The following is a 15783-nucleotide window of genomic DNA, read 5'->3' as shown; positions in this document are numbered from 1 at the left end:
CCTGGGTCAGCTGTCGGTATCCCATGCTCTGCTTCACTTTGGTCGGTAAAGTCGAGAGGGTACCGGCGCTGGCCCTCCTTCCTCTACTGTGTGATCCAAAGTGCTGCGGTTATTCTATGAATCCAGGATTAAAGAAATCTAATTTTAAGCCGATAGCATTAGATCAACCCAACAGCAGGAGAAACAAATGACAGTTATAATAAATTTTATTTTAGGCGGCATTGGAACAATAGCTATTGCGGCAGCTACGTTTTGGGTTAAAAACATGCTTACTCCTGGATTTTACTCAAGAATAAAACGCGAAGAATTTGAAAACATTATCAATAAATATCGCATATATAAAAACAATCAAAACTGTGCATCTGACAGAGCACTTTTTGAAAATTCAATTTTTGCTAAATTTGGTTGGCCAATGCCAATTAAAGCTGTTGCACTTATAATTGAAAGAGAGAAGAGTGCTATAAATTTAGAAAACTTCCACAAATCAAGACTTAATATTAAATTCGAAAACAATAAATTCGAAAGCAAAAGAAGCAAGCCTTTATCCATCCTTATGTCACCCACAAAAAGATGCATAGATTTCTATTCTTATTTAGGAATGACAACAGCAGTAATAGCTGCCTTAATGATATGGTGCTTAATGATAACTGCAATATTCTTAAAAGAAGAATATCAGAACATCCAAAACCTCTTCAACTATCTGTCATGCTTTTTTGTTATCACAGTTATCATCATTGCCAAAATACAATCAACTTTAATAAGAGAGCAGAGCCTTATTGAATTAAGTCAATAATGTAAGAATAAATTCAATCTTGGCTCATTAAAATTTCCACCACTGCCGCCCGATCAGCATTGAATCGGCGGCGTAGCGCCTCATATTCAGCGAGCAACAGCAGTAGCCCCTTATTGCTCTGTAAGATCCACGTAGGCGCTGGCAGCTCATTGGTTAGATGTGCCGGCACCTGGGGGCTGTTGCACTCCAGTGGCATTGCCTGATCGCTGAAGCTCGCGCACCCAGTCAACAATCCCATCAGGCAGATCGCTATCAAGCCAGTCACCTGCTTTCGCATCTTGTTCTCCCAATGGTTCGAGGGCCCCGGTGCTGGCGCCTATATCGTCATCAATGGTTTCTAATGTGCGCTCAAGGAACAGTCGGACAGTTAGATCACTACCTTCCTATTAGCGAATTTTCCGAACTTGGGCTAACAGCGCTAAATCTTGTTCCAGCATGTGGTGATTGCAACAAAAAAAAGCTTACATATATTCCAAGCTCCGAGAAAGAGCAACTAATCCACCCGTACTTCGATGAGGTTGAAGAGAGATGGCTTTATGCAGAAGTAAATGAAACGACACCTCCATCATTACGTTTTTTTGTCACCCCACCAGCTGCTTGGGATGCAATAAAATCTGATCGTATCCGAAAGCATTTTGACTTTTTTAGACTTAATGGAATATATAAATCTCAAGCAGCGGAAGAGATGCTTAACCTAAGATTTTCATTAAGAAATATGTCCAAAAGCAAAAGTGCCAAGAAATTAATAAGCAATCACCTACGAGAGAAAGCGGATAGTTGTGCTGATGTGCACCAGAACTCTTGGCAAAGAGCCACCTATGACGCACTGGCCGATTCTGATTAGTATTGTTCTGGGGGATTTAATAAAATCTAAAAGACAAAAATGAACGCAGGCTTCAAATATCAAAACAATAAATGAATATTTATGTATTTTTGGCCTGCGTAAATCTATATATAATTATTAAACTAAATAATTACTGGCATACTTTCAATTCACACAAATTATTCCGAAGATAAAATCCAATTGAATAGCTAAAATCGAGCGCGACGCGCAGCATGCTGCAAAGCATTGACACTCTCAAAATGTCTCAATCCCTCATTTAGCCCAAGCGCCCTAAGCAACACCTCCTGCCGCTCCACCATCTGTCTGGCAGTCACCATCCAAATGCTATGACCCATCTTATCCGGACGGATGCGGTCGGCCTGCATCAGCATCGCCGCAGCCTGGCGTTTGGGCAGTTGATCGAGCAGTACGCCGCAGGCTTTATGCCACTCGCTTTGAGGGTGGTAGCGCAGCGCGGCCAGGTACTTCACCCGCCAAAGCCGTCACACTGAACGGCTGGTATCCAGGGTTCTCATGACGGTAATCAAGCTGCAGCTCCAGCATGGTGTCAATGATGCGGGACACGGCAGCATCACGCGCTCGTTCATCACTCTTCGCCGCCTCAACGACACGCCAGGGGTTTGCGACTCGTTTCCAATCATCAAACTGCATGTTGCTCCCCTTCTGCTGTGTCATCACCCATTCCTCCACTCGGCACCACTCTCCAGCGCCAGCCGTTCGCCGGTTATTTGCGTACGGGGCCAACTAGCGTATTCCCTGAGCACTGCTTTTGCCTCCTCAAGCCCTAGCGCCAGCACCGCGCAATATCCTTCGTACTCGCTATCTTCCAGCCACTTGAATTGGCTATCGGCTAACGGCGCATCCTTGGGCGGGGTGGCCTTGAACTCCAGGTACAGGCCAAACCAACCGCCGCGGGCCTGACGAACGGGGAGATCGCTAACGCCTGCCTTTACGCCCTGACGTTTGAGGTCGCTCGCGGTTTTCTTATTGCGGTGGCCACCGTTGGGCACATGGAAGGTGGCATCAAACAACTCACCTACCGGATGGCCGCGCATCTTCTCGCCATACAGCCAGCGGATGAGCACCGATTGCTCCTGCCCTTCCCAATCAACAGGCTTTGCCCGGGGCGCGCCGCTTTTGGTCAGTGCTCGAGGGCGGCGTAGCTTTTTGGGCGGGGCTTGCTGGCGCCAGCTCATACCAACACCTCCCGGGCATTGATCAACGTCAACCGGCCCGTATTAAAGGCACCGGTGTCGATATAGAACACATTGCCCAGCCAAGTTGGTTGCTCAAGAATGGTGTGCCCGACCACTACGGCATCAATGCCGACCACTGGCGTCGTGTCCCTACTCTTTATACGAGTCCGGCCCCATACCATTTCCACTTTGCCTACATCATCCGCCATCTCAACCTGAGACCAGTCCGCAGGCGGCTCGGCATGAACGATGCCAACCTGCTGCCCCAAAACATCTATCTGGCGGGCGTAAGGCAGATACTTCAGCGCCTCACGAAGAATTTGCCGGACTTCGATCATATTCTCAGTTATCGCCCAGGTGCCGCCGTTGATCATCCAAAGGTCTTCAGCGCTTCCCCCATTCTCAAGCGCATCAATGGCCAACATCTCGTGATTGCCACGCACGCCAAAAAACCAAGGCTCAAAGGCTAGCGATAAGCACTCGAAAGAATCCACCCCCCGGTCGATCAAGTCACCTACACAAAATAACCGATCCTTTGACTTATCGAAGTCAACGCGCGCCATGGACTCAAGCAGCAGGTCGTACTGCCCATGAATATCACCAATGATAAAATCTCTTCCATCCATGTTCTGGCCGTGCTTTTGAATCAAGCTCATAGCCCTAGCTCCCGATCGAGTTCCCAATCCATAAAACGATGATAAATCACCTCCCAAACCCTTCCGCCTCTGAACCCTTCACGCCATCCCCCCAGCGATCTGGTCAAGAATCCGTTGCTGGCGCTCCCAACGCTGGTAGTCAGCGACGACCCGTTCCAGCATGGCCCTCGCCCGCTCGTTATGATCCAGCTCGGCGCCGCTTTGGATGCCACACGAATGACGGATGAAATCAGCGCAATCCTCCAGGCTGTGGGTACCATCGGGCAATTGCCGATATTCAAGCGCTTTTGCCTGACGGCGGCGGCAATCGAGGTACAAACCAAATCGCACGTTTTGGCACAATAACGCGGCACGACGCGCCTGCTGCCCACCTTTCTCGGTCATGGAGTACCTCCGGCCACAAACATTAGGCGGTTTTTTAAAACCAGTCCTAAACTAGAAATAACCACCCCCTCCTTAACATTCTGTAACGGAGAGACACGATGAAATTTCAAAAGAGATGCCAAGCAGGAGAATGGGATCCACCGGGCCAAATCCCATGTGTTCCACCGATCAGGATTCCCAGACCAGAACCTCGTTTTCCTGATGATCCAGACTTTCCTGAAGACGAAGTCTGCATACGCTCCTAGTAGGGATTTAATGACATGAAAGATGTAAGCCTTCCCAGTATTCCTGAAAGGCACGACCCAATGTCGTTCGAGGAGGCTATTGATGGCACCTGTTACATGGTTAGGTACATGCAACTGCAGCAAAGACTTTTTAGCAGGATGTCCAACGTGTTCACGTTCACCAGTCTTTTTGGCGGTAGTGCTGCTTTTGCAGGAGTGATCACTGAGCACACGGTTTTGACCGCTACCAGTGGTGTCATTGTTGCAGTAAGTACCATGCTGGATTTTGTAATAGATCCCAAAAAGCACGCAGCTCAATGTCGCAAGGCAAGGCGACGCTTTCAGAGGCTCTACATGAAGAAAGCTGCTTACAGCTTTGAAGAATACGAATGTGAAACGTGCAGGATCGCTTTGATCGACTTCCCCGATATAGAAGGCCTTCGTAGGCCTGCTTTTAACGATACCTGTGTGCAGCTCGGGCGCACAAAAGGAGTGGTTGTTCTCAACAAGTGGGAACGCTTATTGAAGCTGATCACTTAGAGCTTGATTTAAAACGAACATTACCCTCCATCGCTTGGGGAGCATTGCATTACTTCCCATGTGATATCGGTGAATAGGCGGAGCCTTTATCATAGCAATTCCCAGAAATAGAAAGCCCAGCCTCAGGCCAAAGAAGAATTGAGCAAAGTCACCCAATATCGCTATATTGGTGGCTTCTAAACTAGGGATGATAAGGGGAAAGCGTTGGACAAGGCCGCCTACCACAAGCGCTGGGATCAGCTCGAGCAGATGCAGCGGGAATACAGCAATCTGCCAGAGTCGGGCGTCGAAAACCTCGAAGCACTGCACAAAATGCTGGTTAACACTTTCCGAGAGTTTGTCGTTGCTTGTTATTGCGACCACTGGCGTGACGCCTACCAGGGCGCTGCGTTCCCCCTCGGCTCTGATCGAGATGTACTAATAGCCCGCGCCATCAAAGCTCACCACTGGACACCGGGGATTGCCACCAGCCTCTCCAGCTACGACCTTGCCCTTTCTCTCATTGATGAGCTGGCGACGTTCACACTGACAGAAATGGCCGTTCACGTGTCGTATATGAACCTGCAGGCACTGCCCAAGGCGGATTACCAAGCACTCATTCAACCGCATGAATGACAGTTGATCTGCATCAGTCCCTCGGACGCTTGCTCGGGAATAGTAAGCCACGCCAGTGCCCGTTACAGTGGTAATTGCCGCACCACCCACCCATAGAAAAACATCGACATATGCTGATCAACGGCAACTCTCGGGTCATTGATTAGCTCCACCTCTTCAAAATACCAAAGCCTAGACATTGGTCTTAATCCCATTGATTCGTTTTCAAATAGAGAATAGCTTTAGAAATGTTGACGTCAACATAAAGGATTTCAGTCCACTAGGCATGTGCCTTGGAGATGAATCAGGGACGAGTAAGCACAAAAGTTGATCCTGCTCATCAGATACACCTCGGGATCATTCACAAGCCACTCCAGAAACCAAACGGCCTCGTCAATCGAGGAACCTGAATATAGGAGATTATAAGATGACCAATGAACTCACTGGAAAAGTTGCTGCCGTTACTGGCGCAGCATCAGGTATCGGGCTTGCCACTACCAAGGCCATGATTGACGCTGGTGCCAAAGTGGTCATGATTGATAGAGATGAGGCTGCGCTGAAAACCATCTGTGAAGAACTTGGCGAAGCTGCATTTCCCCTAGTTATTGACCTACTTGACCCACAGGACTGCGACACTCTCCTCTCACAAATCTTAGAGAAGGCAGGACAGTTAGATATCTTTCATGCTAATGCGGGTAGTTATATCGGCGGCGATTTGATCGACACCTCCCCTGCCGCCATCGACAGAATGCTGAACCTCAATGTTAATGTGGTGATTAAAAATGTCCATAACGTCTTACCCTACATGATCGAACGTCGCACGGGCGATATTATGGTGACAAGCTCCGTTGCGGGGCACTTTCCGGTTCCCTGGGAGCCAGTCTATGCTTCCTCCAAGTGGGCCATCAATAGCTTCGTTCAGACTACTCGTCGTCAGATCAACAAGCACGGTATCCGCATGGCGTCGGTGTCTCCCGGGCCTGTAAATAGTGCATTGCTCGCCGATTGGCCAGAAGAAAATCTACGCAAGGCAAAAGAATCCGGCAGCATTATCGAACCAACGGATGTATCTGATGCGATTATGTTCATGCTTACTCGCCCCCGAAATGTAACCATCCGAGATATGGTTGTTTTGCCTAGCAACTTTGATATGTAGGAAGTATTCAATCCAGCAACTATTAAGGTGTTTCTTTAGCTTAATCAGATCAACCAGCCTTACAACCTCTTACAGTTTTGAATAAACACTTCGCATGAACGCTTTGATCATTTGTAAAATCCTAGAGGAATAGACATTGGTCGTATGACCGTTGACCAACCTCTAAAGGGCACATAGTCTTCAAATTGTTGACGTTAACATTAAGAGCTTTGTCAACATTGAAAAACCTTTAAGAGAAACAATAACAATCACGGAGTTAACAATGAAAATTAATAAGATCACCGCAAATTTTCGCAAAACGGCTCTTGTCGCCGCCTGCGCAGCCGCCTTTGTAGCAGGAACCGCAGCAGCCGATGAGCATACTCTGACAATCGGCATGTCCTTCCAGGAGCTCAACAACGAGTATTTTGTGACCATGCAGGAGGCACTCGAGACCGCCGCAGAGAGCCTGGGGGCTGAGGTGATTGTCACCGATGCACGCCACGATGTCTCCAAGCAGGTCAGCGACGTAGAGGACATGATCCAACGTGGCATCGATATCCTGCTGCTCAACCCTGCCGACTCCGTCGGGGTTGAAACGGCGGTGTTGTCTGCCCGAGAAGCAGGCGTCACCACGGTCGCGATCGATGCCCAGGCAGAGGGCCCAGTGGATGGCTTCGTGGGTTCCAAGAACTATGACGCCGGCTACTTAGCCTGCGAATACCTAGCCCAACAACTCGATGGTGAAGGTCAGGTAGCCCTACTGGATGGCATTCCGGTTGTGCCGATCCTGCAACGTATTGAAGGCTGCACCGACGCGCTTAATGAGTACGATGGCATCGAGATCGTAACCAAACAGAATGGCCGTCAGGAGCGTACCCATGCGATGACAGTCACCGAGAACATCATCCAGGCAAACCCGGATCTAAATGGTCTCTTCAGCGTCAACGATATCGGCGCGCTGGGCGCTCTGATAGCCATTGAGGCCAGTGGCCAGGACATCAAGCTGGTCAGCGTCGATGGTCATCCCGAGGCAGTTGCAGAGATCCAGAAGGCTGATTCCCCGTTCATCGCCACCTCAGCGCAATATCCCGCAGACATGGTGCGTGTAGGGCTCGGCCTGGCGCTGGCTAAGCACTGGGGTGCAGAAACTGCGCCCGCGGAAATTCCCATCGACGTACAACTGATCGACCGCGACAAGGCCGCTGATTTTAGCTGGTAACCCCTCCCACCGACGATGATGACGTGTGCTGCCCCCTACGGGCGGCACACGAGGGTATCCCTATGACTCCATTACTTTCCCTGAGACACATCTCGAAGTCATTTCCCGGGGTGAGGGCCCTCACGGATGTATCGCTCGATGTCCATGCTGGCGAGGTGCATGCTCTGCTTGGCGAAAACGGGGCCGGCAAGTCGACTCTGATGAAAATTCTCTGCGGCATCTACCGACAAGATGAAGGTGAGATCAACATCAATGGCGAGGTATGCAATTTCCATGGCTACCAAGACGCCCTCAACGCGGGCATCGGTATCATCTTCCAGGAATTCAGCCTGATCCCCGATCTGGACGCCGTGGATAATATCTTCCTTGGGCGCGAATTGCGTAACAGATTCGGGCTGCGAGACCGGCGCAGCATGATCGCCGAGGCGCAGCACCTGCTAGACCGCCTCAAGGTCTCGATCCCCTTAGACCGCCCCATCGCCGACTTGAGTGTCGCCGACCAGCAATTCATCGAGATCGCCAAGGCCCTGTCACTAAAAGCGCGCATCCTGATCCTCGACGAGCCGACAGCAACCCTCACGCCTAGCGAAGCAGATCACCTGTTCACCATCATGCGAAAACTGCGCGAGCAACAGGTCGGCATGGTATTCATATCACACCACATGGAAGAGATATTCACCATCTGTGATCGTGTCACCGTGATGCGTGACGGTGAGAAGGTCGACGACTGCGACGTCGTCTCGACTACCCCCGACGACCTAATCGAGAAAATGGTCGGCCGCCGTGTTGAGAATCTTTATCCCGAACAGCGTAGCGATGCCGATTATAACGATGTGGTATTAGACATTGAATCCCTGCGCCTTGATGTCAATGGCCCCGAACACTCATTGAAGCTCTACCGCGGCGAGATCCTCGGCTTTGCTGGCTTAGTGGGGTCGGGCCGCACAGAACTGGCTATGGGGCTGATCGGTGCGACGCGCCCCGTGCATGCCAAAATCCTTATGGAGGGCAAGCCAACTAAACTCCTACACCCCGCCACCGCCCTGAAGCAGGGGATCGGCCTCCTACCGGAAAGCCGAAAGATCCAGGGATTAATCCTGCCGTTCTCGTGTCGCGAAAACATCACCCTGAACAATCTGACACAATTTCAGAGTGCTTTGCCACTGATCAAGCGCCGCCAAGAGTCCAGTACTGCCGCCGATCTGATGAAGGCAGTCCGCGTCAAGGCTCCCAGCCCCGAAACCCCAGTGGGCAATCTCAGCGGCGGCAACCAGCAGAAGGTTGTTATCGCCCGCTGGCTGGGCCACCAGTGTAAGGTGCTGATCTTCGATGAGCCCACCCGCGGCATTGACGTCGGCGCCAAGTCAGAGATCTACGCCTTAATGAAAGAGCTCACCGCCCGAGGCGTGTCGATAATCATGATTTCGTCCGAACTCCCGGAAATTCTTGGCCTATGTGATCGCGCAGCGGTCTTCTACCAGGGACAGATCTCCGCCGAACTACAAGGCAACGATCTCAATTCACAATCCATCATGCATCACGCCACGGGGGGACTCAGCTCATGAGCCAGCTCGACTCAATACCCAGCAACACCCACCAGTCCCTCAAGATACGGCTGGCCAGTTGGCGCCGTACTCCAATCTTCTACCCACTGATCGGTTTCATCGTCGTTTTCATTGCCATGTCGACCATCAACGACAACTTTCTAACCATAAGCAACCAAGCCAATCTAGTGCGTCAGACCTCGATCATCGCCATCATAGCTGTGGGGATGAGCCTAGCTATTCTCACCGGCGGCATCGACCTCTCCGTGGGCCCGGTACTGGCCTTGTCGGGAACGGTAATGGCTGGGCTGATGGTGGCGGGGGTTCCTCCGTCGCTAGCCATCCTACTAGGCGTATTGGTAGGTGCAGGCTTCGGAGCTTTCAATGGCTTTTTTGTTGCTTTTGCCGGCATGCCACCCATCATCGTCACTTTGGCCACCATGGGGATTGCCCGCGGGCTTGGCTTGATATACACCGGAGGCTACCCAATTTCCGGCCTCCCCCCGGAATTTGCCTTCTTTGGTCGCGGCAGCTTGGCCGGCATCGAAACCCCGATACTGATCATGATCAGCGTCTACGCACTCGGCTTTTTGCTGCTCCACCATACTGCGACCGGACGCTACCTGTATGCCATTGGCGGCAATGAGGAAGCGACTCGGCTATCCGGTATCCGAGTGTCCCGCTACAAGTTGCTGGTCTACACCCTGAGTGGCATGACTGCGGCCATTGCCGGGTTGATCTTGACCTCTCGGTTGATGAGCGGCCAACCCAACGCCGGGATCGGCTTCGAGCTCGACGCCATCGCCGCCGTAGTACTGGGCGGCGCCGCTATCACCGGTGGGCGAGGAATGATTCTAGGCACACTGGTAGGCGCCATGCTACTTGGCGTGCTCAACAACGGCCTTAACCTGATGGGGGTATCGCCCTACCTTCAAAACGTTATCAAGGGCCTGATTATCCTGTTGGCGATCTACATTAGCCGCAAGCGGACTCCCTGAGACCCTGCTCATGCCGATCATGCATCGGCTAAATGCCAACCACAAATCGAGCGAGTGACGCCACATCATGAACTTCGAACTCCACAACCAACGCATCCTCGTTACGGGAGCGACCAGCGGCATCGGCCTCGATATCGCGCGGTCTCTGGCTGAACTCGGTGCCGAACTGGTGCTGTTTGGTCGCAACCGGGATCAGCTAGCCACACTCGAGAAAGAGCTGGGGGCACGCACCTTGGCCGTAGACATCACCGATGAGGCCGCGGTTGTCGTGGCCTTCGCCGAGATGCCCGTCCTCGATGGCCTGGTCAATTGTGCCGGTATCTCGATCCTCGACGATGTCTTGGATTTCAAGGCGAAAGATATCGAGAACATTATGAACACGAACGTCACTGCCAGTGCCGTGGTGGCACGGGAAGCGGCTCGCCACATGATCGCGCACGGCCGTCAGGGCAGCATTGTCAATGTCTCAAGCCAAGCATCCATGGCCGCTCTGCCCGGCCACCTAGGCTATTGCGCGTCTAAAGCAGCCATGGATGCCATGACTCGTGTGCTGTGCCTCGAGCTGGGTTCCAAAGGCATCCGCGTCAACAGTGTCAACCCGACGGTGACCCTGACCCCCATGGCCGAACGTGCCTGGGCCGATCCCGCCAAGCGCAACCCGATGCTGGCCGCCATTCCCCTAGGGCGCTTTGCCACTCCCAGGGAAGTCGCCCTTCCGGTTGCCTTCCTTCTCAGCCCGGCCGCGTCGATGATCAGCGGAGCCTGCCTGCCGGTCGATGGAGGCTTCACGTCTCACTAGCCCCAAAAAGGAACCTGACATGTATATCGGTGTGGACTGTGGTGCTCAGAGCCTCTTGACGAGAACCCCGAACCCGACCGCGTCGCTGCCTATGACCAGGCCATTACGGCTGAACACCCATCCCTATGCCTTACATAACCGACCACTTATTCGAGGAAGATACTTCATGACCCAACGACTCGACGCCCTTCGTCAGCACTCTATGGTGGTCGCAGACACCGGCGACCTTGACGCCATCAAACGCTATCAACCCCATGATGCCACCACCAATCCCTCGCTAATCCTCAAGGCTTTCGATCTGCCGGGCTACCAGGCACTGATCGATCAGGAACTCGCGGCGGTCAAGTCCGAGGATAACGGCCGGCGAGAAGCGCATGCCGTAGATCGCCTTGCCGTGGCCATGGGTAGCGAGATCGCCAAACTGGTGCCCGGCCGTGTTTCCACCGAGGTAGCCGCCAAGCTGTCCTTCGACACCCAGGCCAGCATACGCAAGGCCCATGAGCTGATCGAGCTCTACGAGCAACGCGGCGTGTCCAAGGATCGAGTGCTGATCAAGCTGGCATCAACCTGGGAAGGCATCTGCGCCGCCGAGGTGCTGGAGAAAGAGGGCATCAACTGCAACCTGACGCTGCTGTTCAGCGACGCCCAGGCCAAAGCTTGTTTCGATGCTGGCGTTTTCCTCGTCTCACCGTTCGTCGGCCGTGTCACTGACTGGTACAAAAAGGAGACTGGCCAGAATTTCCCCCCCGAGAACGACCCTGGGGTGCAATTCGTACGCGGCGTCTGCGAACGGGTCAGCCAGGGCGGCTTCGACACCGTGGTGATGGGCGCGAGCTTTCGCACTGTCGACCAGGTGCTGGCGCTCGCCGGCTGTCCCCGACTAACCATCTCACCTACGCTGCTTGAGGAACTCGCTACCGCAACGGGCGCGGTGGAACCCAAGGTGTTAATGACACGCAACGGTGGCCCTCGTCCTACCCCACTCTCAGAGTCCGCCTTCCGTTGGGATCACAACAAGGATGCCATGGCCAATGACAAACTGGCCGAGGGGATACGGCGCTTCGCCGATGATCAGGAACGCCTGGAGGAACTGATCGCCGACCGTTTGGCGACTCTCTGAGCTCGTAACCTGAACTGCAACTAGCCGCCGATTGGGAATCCTTACGCCAAGTCCGGCCAACCCGCTATGGGCCAACCGCCACCGCTTCGTGCTCTCCGAGGGTATGATGCACGACGAAAGCTGATGACTATCAGTTACCGCCGGAGGATATAAGTGTGGCGGAGATCACGACCTCACGGCCGGCGGCCATGGGATCCTCAATCTGTTCAAAGAGTATGCGAAATGCCTCGTGCCCTAACCGGTAGGTGTCATGCGCAGCACAAGGCACTGACACCTCGAAGATATCAGCATAAGGCAAACGGTCGACCCCCAATACCATCACATCGTCCCGAGACACACGTGCATCATGCAGGGCACGCATGGCGCCCAAAGTAATCAGCTGATTGAACCCAAACACGGCTTCGGGGAGTTTGCCCTGGCGTAGGTAATCGGCCATATCGCGATAGGCCGGTTGCAAGGTGTAGTCCCCGGGGCGCTGCTCCAACACTAAGGAGACGCCCGCCACGTCAAAGGCTGTCTTCAGGCCGATCAGCCGGTCTTGGGTGATCCGCGAGTCACGCGGCCCCGTCAACGCAAGCACCCGGCGGATGTCCTTCTTCACAAGCAGTTCACCAAGCAGACTCCCGGCAAGATGGTTGTCCAGTACCACACGGCTGAAGTCGGATACGTTCAAGGTACGATCCAGCATAACCACTGGTAAGCGGGTAGCACGCAAGCGATCAAGGTAAGCGGGGTGATAGGCGGCAGCGTCTGAGACGGGCGAAAGGATGATGCCGGCTACCTGATAGCTGAGCAGGGTTTCGATCGCCACTTCCTCGCGCTGTGGCGAGCCATCTGTATCAATCAGAATGATGGTGTAGTCACGCTCCTCGGCCGCACGAGAAACTGCCTTGATCACCTCGCTATAAAAGGGATTATCCACGCTTGCTGTGACTAGGCCAATCAGCCGGTTCTTACGACTCCGAAGATGGCTAGCGAAAGCATTAGGGACATACCCCAACTCCTTCGCAGCGGCTAGGATCTTCTCCCGAGTCGCTACTTTCACCTTGTCAGGATTATTCAAGGCACGCGACACCGTCATATTGGTCATGCCCACATGTTCGGCGATGTCGGTGATAGTAACCTTGTGGCGACTTACCATACTTTACTCTGTTGTGAATTTTGTCGTTTTGATATGCCCCTCGCTGCTCTACCCAACGAAGCAGCACCAGCGCCGTAAGGATACTACGCAAGGTCTGCTCACGAAAATGGAGATGATTTATGGATATAACCTACCAACAGGGATCCGAATCCTGAATAGTCTATTAACCTATGCCGGTTTTCAACACACCGAGGCTATGCTGCTACTTAATCTAACCAACTGATAATTTAATGTTTATTCGTTTGGTGCAACGTGACTCAATGGCATAAAAGGCACATTTCGCTCGCGCTTGTGGCGATGTCGTCAGGCGAACAAATCGACCTTAACGACCCAACGCGTAGATTTCTTCATCCTGTGTTCCCTTTCGTAATGGGATCAGCCAGTGGTGCTGCTTGCTTGCTGCCACGCATGCAGCAGTCTCAGCGAATAAACCCCATGGTCAAATAACGTTAGAGAATAGTCAGGCGTACTGGCCATCAGGTCTGTCGTCAACTCCATTTGACACACCATCCGCACGGCCAAACGTTGGAGAAAGAACGCCTAGCAGCCGCTGCCGAGCTAAATGAGCCCGAGTGAATAGGCGCGGATCAAGCTCAAGAGCCGGAAACGGTCACCATAAGCCGCGCTGAATACGACCAGCTGCTAGCCGATCAAGCCAAGCTGCGCGCCCTAGAAGCCATGGGCGTCGATAACTGGTCTGGCTATAGCGATGCCATGGAGCAATTGGCCGCTTAAGTGTTTCCTTGTTTAATACTGCTTTATTGAGGCAATTCGCATGCAAGCACTAAATTAAGCTATTCTTAGCCCTCCCCCTTTTATAACTGGAGAGAAATATGCTACGGAAGAGCCTAATTGCCACACTGCTGGTAACAGCTTCGCTGCCTGCTTGGGCTTTTGAATTGAAGCCAGGTCTATGGGAACAGACCATTGAAAGCAATGCTCTTGGTGGTGAGACGCCGCAGGAAATGACCGATCAGCAATGTATTACAGAAGAGGAAGCTAAAGACCCTGAAGCGGCATTTCGCAGTGACTTCAGTGAGGCTGGATTTACTGATGTTGAGTTCACGCAGAGCGGCAACACAGTTCATGCTTCTGCGTCTAATTCATACGGTGATCAAGATGTTGAGATTAATATCACCATTACGCAGCATAGCGAAGAACACACTACCTCCAAGACCGAGCTGATTAGTAGCGAAACAATTACAACGACCCAAGAAAACCATTGGATTTCAGAAGACTGCTAACGCAGCATTATCGTTTAATTCGCGCTGAAGAAAGGCCATCCATTGAGGTGGCCTTTTTAATGCCTGCCATTCACACCCATCCACTCTAAGAGTACTCCCATGTCACACCCAACCGATGTGACCAAGTTCCTAGAGGACTTGGACGGCGGCGTATTGGCTGAACGCCTGGGTAAAGTCCTTAGCCATGCAGTAGCGTCGGCAACGGACAACCCGAAAAAGAAAGCCAAAGTGTCGATTGATCTAACAGTCGAGAACATTGGCTCAGGTGCCCGGGTCGGCGTTACCCACAATCTGGCTTTCAAGATTCCGACCGAACACGGCACGCAGTCGGAAGAACACACCACCGAAACGGTCATGTGCGTCAACACTGGTGGTGAAATGACGCTAGAGCCTAAGAACCAGTTCGACATGATCGGCCACCCCCACCGCGATAAAGACCCGCACCAGGAGAAGCACTAATGTCTTTTACCAAAGAAGCCCTGCAGCACATTGAAGCCAGTCACAAAACCGGTACCGAAGCCGCCGAAGGTCATGCGCTGATCGTTGGCGATAACTTCAAGCTGGTGGATATGGAGAAGTACCAAGACCAGCGCCGCCGCTTTCGTGGGCAATTCAGAACCAAGGGGCTGAAAGACTTTATTGCCTATGTGGCGGGTCACCAGAGTGAAGCCCCTGTATTCATCGACCGCGACGCCATGGCGGCATGCTCTTATCTGGATATCGGCATTACTGAACGCCCTGGCCACTGCGATCATTCCGCCACCCTGAACCTGCCCAAAACACCAGAGTTCACTGCCTACCTAAATGCCGACGGCAGCACCTTCGACCAGGAGGAAATGGTCGGGCTGGTAGAAGATTGGAGCCACCTGCTGGCGTTTGAAAACAGCTAAGGCGAAGCGCTTGAGCGTAGCAAGGTGATTCACGCTTTCCGGAAAGTCAGTCTAGAAGATCTCACCAACATTGAGAGCGAAAAGCAGGAGCATTCCAGCCGCGTTGGCGTCATGAACAGCGTCACCGTGAAGAACGCTGAACGCTTGCCTGCAGTTATCTATTGGAAGCTAACTCCCTACGAGGGCTTAACAGAGCGTACGCTGGCAATGCGTGTATCGAGCAAGATCAAAGGCGGGCCATCATTTGGCTTACGCGCTATCGCGTTGGACGCAGCCAAAGAAGAGGTCGCCGCCGAGTTCGCCAAGCTGGTGACGGATGGCTTACCAGAAAGGTAAGCGCTCCAATAACCCCATCTAGGCAGTCATTGCCTAGACCGGTAAGGTCTCTTTCCACTGCCAGGGCAGTAGCGTGTTGAGGTCATCGTCGTTGAGAGAGGGTAGCGTCTCAAAGACGTGCTG

19 protein-coding genes and 2 pseudogenes are annotated in these 15783 nt (G+C 52.6%); 13 read left to right on the top strand and 8 right to left on the bottom strand.

Annotation, left to right across the window (positions count from 1 at the left end; all coding sequences use genetic code 11):
• Positions 1–187 precede the first annotated feature (187 nt).
• Entirely contained in the window at positions 188–793 is a 606-nt protein-coding gene (locus E0L35_RS24780; protein WP_138801692.1) for a hypothetical protein, read from the top strand.
• A 13-nt stretch (positions 794–806) separates the two neighbouring features.
• Here the strand turns inward: E0L35_RS24780 and E0L35_RS26390 are convergent, their stop codons facing one another.
• Entirely contained in the window at positions 807–1070 is a 264-nt protein-coding gene (locus tag E0L35_RS26390) for a hypothetical protein (protein WP_171051228.1), read from the bottom strand.
• A gap of 63 nt (positions 1071–1133) precedes the next feature.
• On the opposite strand from E0L35_RS26390, the gene E0L35_RS24770 reads away from it, so the two are divergent.
• Positions 1134–1637, top strand: a complete 504-nt coding sequence (locus E0L35_RS24770) for a hypothetical protein (protein WP_138801691.1) — start codon at positions 1134–1136, stop codon at positions 1635–1637.
• A gap of 188 nt (positions 1638–1825) precedes the next feature.
• On the opposite strand, the gene E0L35_RS24765 is transcribed toward E0L35_RS24770, so the two are convergent.
• The 5 genes from E0L35_RS24765 to E0L35_RS24745 form a co-directional block, all read right to left on the bottom strand.
• Positions 1826–2107: a hypothetical protein gene (locus E0L35_RS24765; RefSeq protein ID WP_138801690.1), complete on the bottom strand. Its 282-nt coding sequence runs from the start codon at positions 2105–2107 to the stop codon at positions 1826–1828.
• Complete coding sequence (locus E0L35_RS24760; protein WP_052475752.1) at positions 2058–2312, bottom strand: hypothetical protein; 255 nt, start codon at positions 2310–2312, stop codon at positions 2058–2060. Before E0L35_RS24760 ends, E0L35_RS24765 begins: the two co-directional genes overlap by 50 nt.
• Complete coding sequence (locus E0L35_RS24755; protein WP_249362187.1) at positions 2312–2833, bottom strand: VRR-NUC domain-containing protein; 522 nt, start codon at positions 2831–2833, stop codon at positions 2312–2314. The genes E0L35_RS24760 and E0L35_RS24755 overlap by 1 nt, the downstream gene beginning before the upstream one ends.
• Positions 2830–3489: a metallophosphoesterase gene (locus E0L35_RS24750; protein ID WP_249362186.1), complete on the bottom strand. Its 660-nt coding sequence runs from the start codon at positions 3487–3489 to the stop codon at positions 2830–2832. Before E0L35_RS24750 ends, E0L35_RS24755 begins: the two co-directional genes overlap by 4 nt.
• Before the next feature lie 78 nt (positions 3490–3567).
• Positions 3568–3873: a hypothetical protein gene (locus E0L35_RS24745; protein WP_138801688.1), complete on the bottom strand. Its 306-nt coding sequence runs from the start codon at positions 3871–3873 to the stop codon at positions 3568–3570.
• Between the two features lie 260 nt (positions 3874–4133).
• On the opposite strand from E0L35_RS24745, the gene E0L35_RS24740 reads away from it, so the two are divergent.
• The 8 genes from E0L35_RS24740 to tal all read left to right on the top strand — a co-directional run bounded on the left by E0L35_RS24740 (position 4134) and on the right by tal (position 12049).
• Positions 4134–4637 (top strand): hypothetical protein, encoded by a 504-nt coding sequence (locus E0L35_RS24740; RefSeq protein WP_138801687.1) that lies wholly within the window; start codon positions 4134–4136, stop codon positions 4635–4637.
• 204 nt (positions 4638–4841) lie between these two features.
• Entirely contained in the window at positions 4842–5252 is a 411-nt protein-coding gene (locus E0L35_RS24735) for a hypothetical protein (protein WP_138801686.1), read from the top strand.
• Positions 5253–5658: 406 nt separating this feature from the next.
• On the top strand, positions 5659–6387 hold the full coding sequence (locus E0L35_RS24730) for an SDR family oxidoreductase (RefSeq protein WP_022523415.1): 729 nt from the start codon (positions 5659–5661) through the stop codon (positions 6385–6387).
• A gap of 262 nt (positions 6388–6649) precedes the next feature.
• Positions 6650–7588, top strand: a complete 939-nt coding sequence (locus E0L35_RS24725) for an ABC transporter substrate-binding protein (protein WP_022523414.1) — start codon at positions 6650–6652, stop codon at positions 7586–7588.
• 62 nt (positions 7589–7650) lie between these two features.
• Positions 7651–9153 carry a sugar ABC transporter ATP-binding protein gene (locus E0L35_RS24720; protein ID WP_138801685.1) on the top strand — a complete coding sequence of 501 codons (1503 nt, stop codon included), beginning with the start codon at positions 7651–7653 and terminating at the stop codon, positions 9151–9153.
• Positions 9150–10130, top strand: coding sequence for a ribose ABC transporter permease (locus E0L35_RS24715; RefSeq protein WP_138801684.1), 981 nt, complete (start codon positions 9150–9152; stop codon positions 10128–10130). Before E0L35_RS24720 ends, E0L35_RS24715 begins: the two co-directional genes overlap by 4 nt.
• Before the next feature lie 67 nt (positions 10131–10197).
• Positions 10198–10929, top strand: a complete 732-nt coding sequence (locus E0L35_RS24710; RefSeq protein ID WP_138801683.1) for an SDR family oxidoreductase — start codon at positions 10198–10200, stop codon at positions 10927–10929.
• A 166-nt stretch (positions 10930–11095) separates the two neighbouring features.
• Positions 11096–12049: a transaldolase gene (tal, locus tag E0L35_RS24705; RefSeq protein WP_027959479.1), complete on the top strand. Its 954-nt coding sequence runs from the start codon at positions 11096–11098 to the stop codon at positions 12047–12049.
• Positions 12050–12179: 130 nt separating this feature from the next.
• Here tal and E0L35_RS24700 read toward each other — a convergent pair whose 3' ends face one another.
• Together E0L35_RS24700 and E0L35_RS26760 are read right to left on the bottom strand one after the other, a co-directional pair.
• Positions 12180–13190 (bottom strand): LacI family DNA-binding transcriptional regulator, encoded by a 1011-nt coding sequence (locus tag E0L35_RS24700; protein WP_138801682.1) that lies wholly within the window; start codon positions 13188–13190, stop codon positions 12180–12182.
• Positions 13191–13515: 325 nt separating this feature from the next.
• Positions 13516–13670, bottom strand: a pseudogene (locus E0L35_RS26760) (IS4 family transposase); the annotation flags it as partial.
• 353 nt (positions 13671–14023) lie between these two features.
• Between E0L35_RS26760 and E0L35_RS24695 the strand changes: the two are divergent.
• From E0L35_RS24695 to E0L35_RS24685, 3 genes and pseudogenes are all read left to right on the top strand, one after another.
• Entirely contained in the window at positions 14024–14434 is a 411-nt protein-coding gene (locus tag E0L35_RS24695; RefSeq protein WP_138801681.1) for a DUF3617 family protein, read from the top strand.
• A gap of 99 nt (positions 14435–14533) precedes the next feature.
• Positions 14534–14893, top strand: coding sequence for a hypothetical protein (locus E0L35_RS24690; RefSeq protein ID WP_138801680.1), 360 nt, complete (start codon positions 14534–14536; stop codon positions 14891–14893).
• A pseudogene (locus E0L35_RS24685) lies at positions 14893–15660 on the top strand (DUF2303 family protein). Before E0L35_RS24690 ends, E0L35_RS24685 begins: the two are co-directional and overlap by 1 nt.
• The last annotated feature ends 123 nt before the right edge of the window (positions 15661–15783 follow it).

Source organism: Halomonas sp. ATBC28 (assembly GCF_005937175.1).
Taxonomy (GTDB): domain Bacteria; phylum Pseudomonadota; class Gammaproteobacteria; order Pseudomonadales; family Halomonadaceae; genus Vreelandella; species Vreelandella titanicae.
This window is presented reverse-complemented; position numbering and strand designations above follow the sequence as displayed.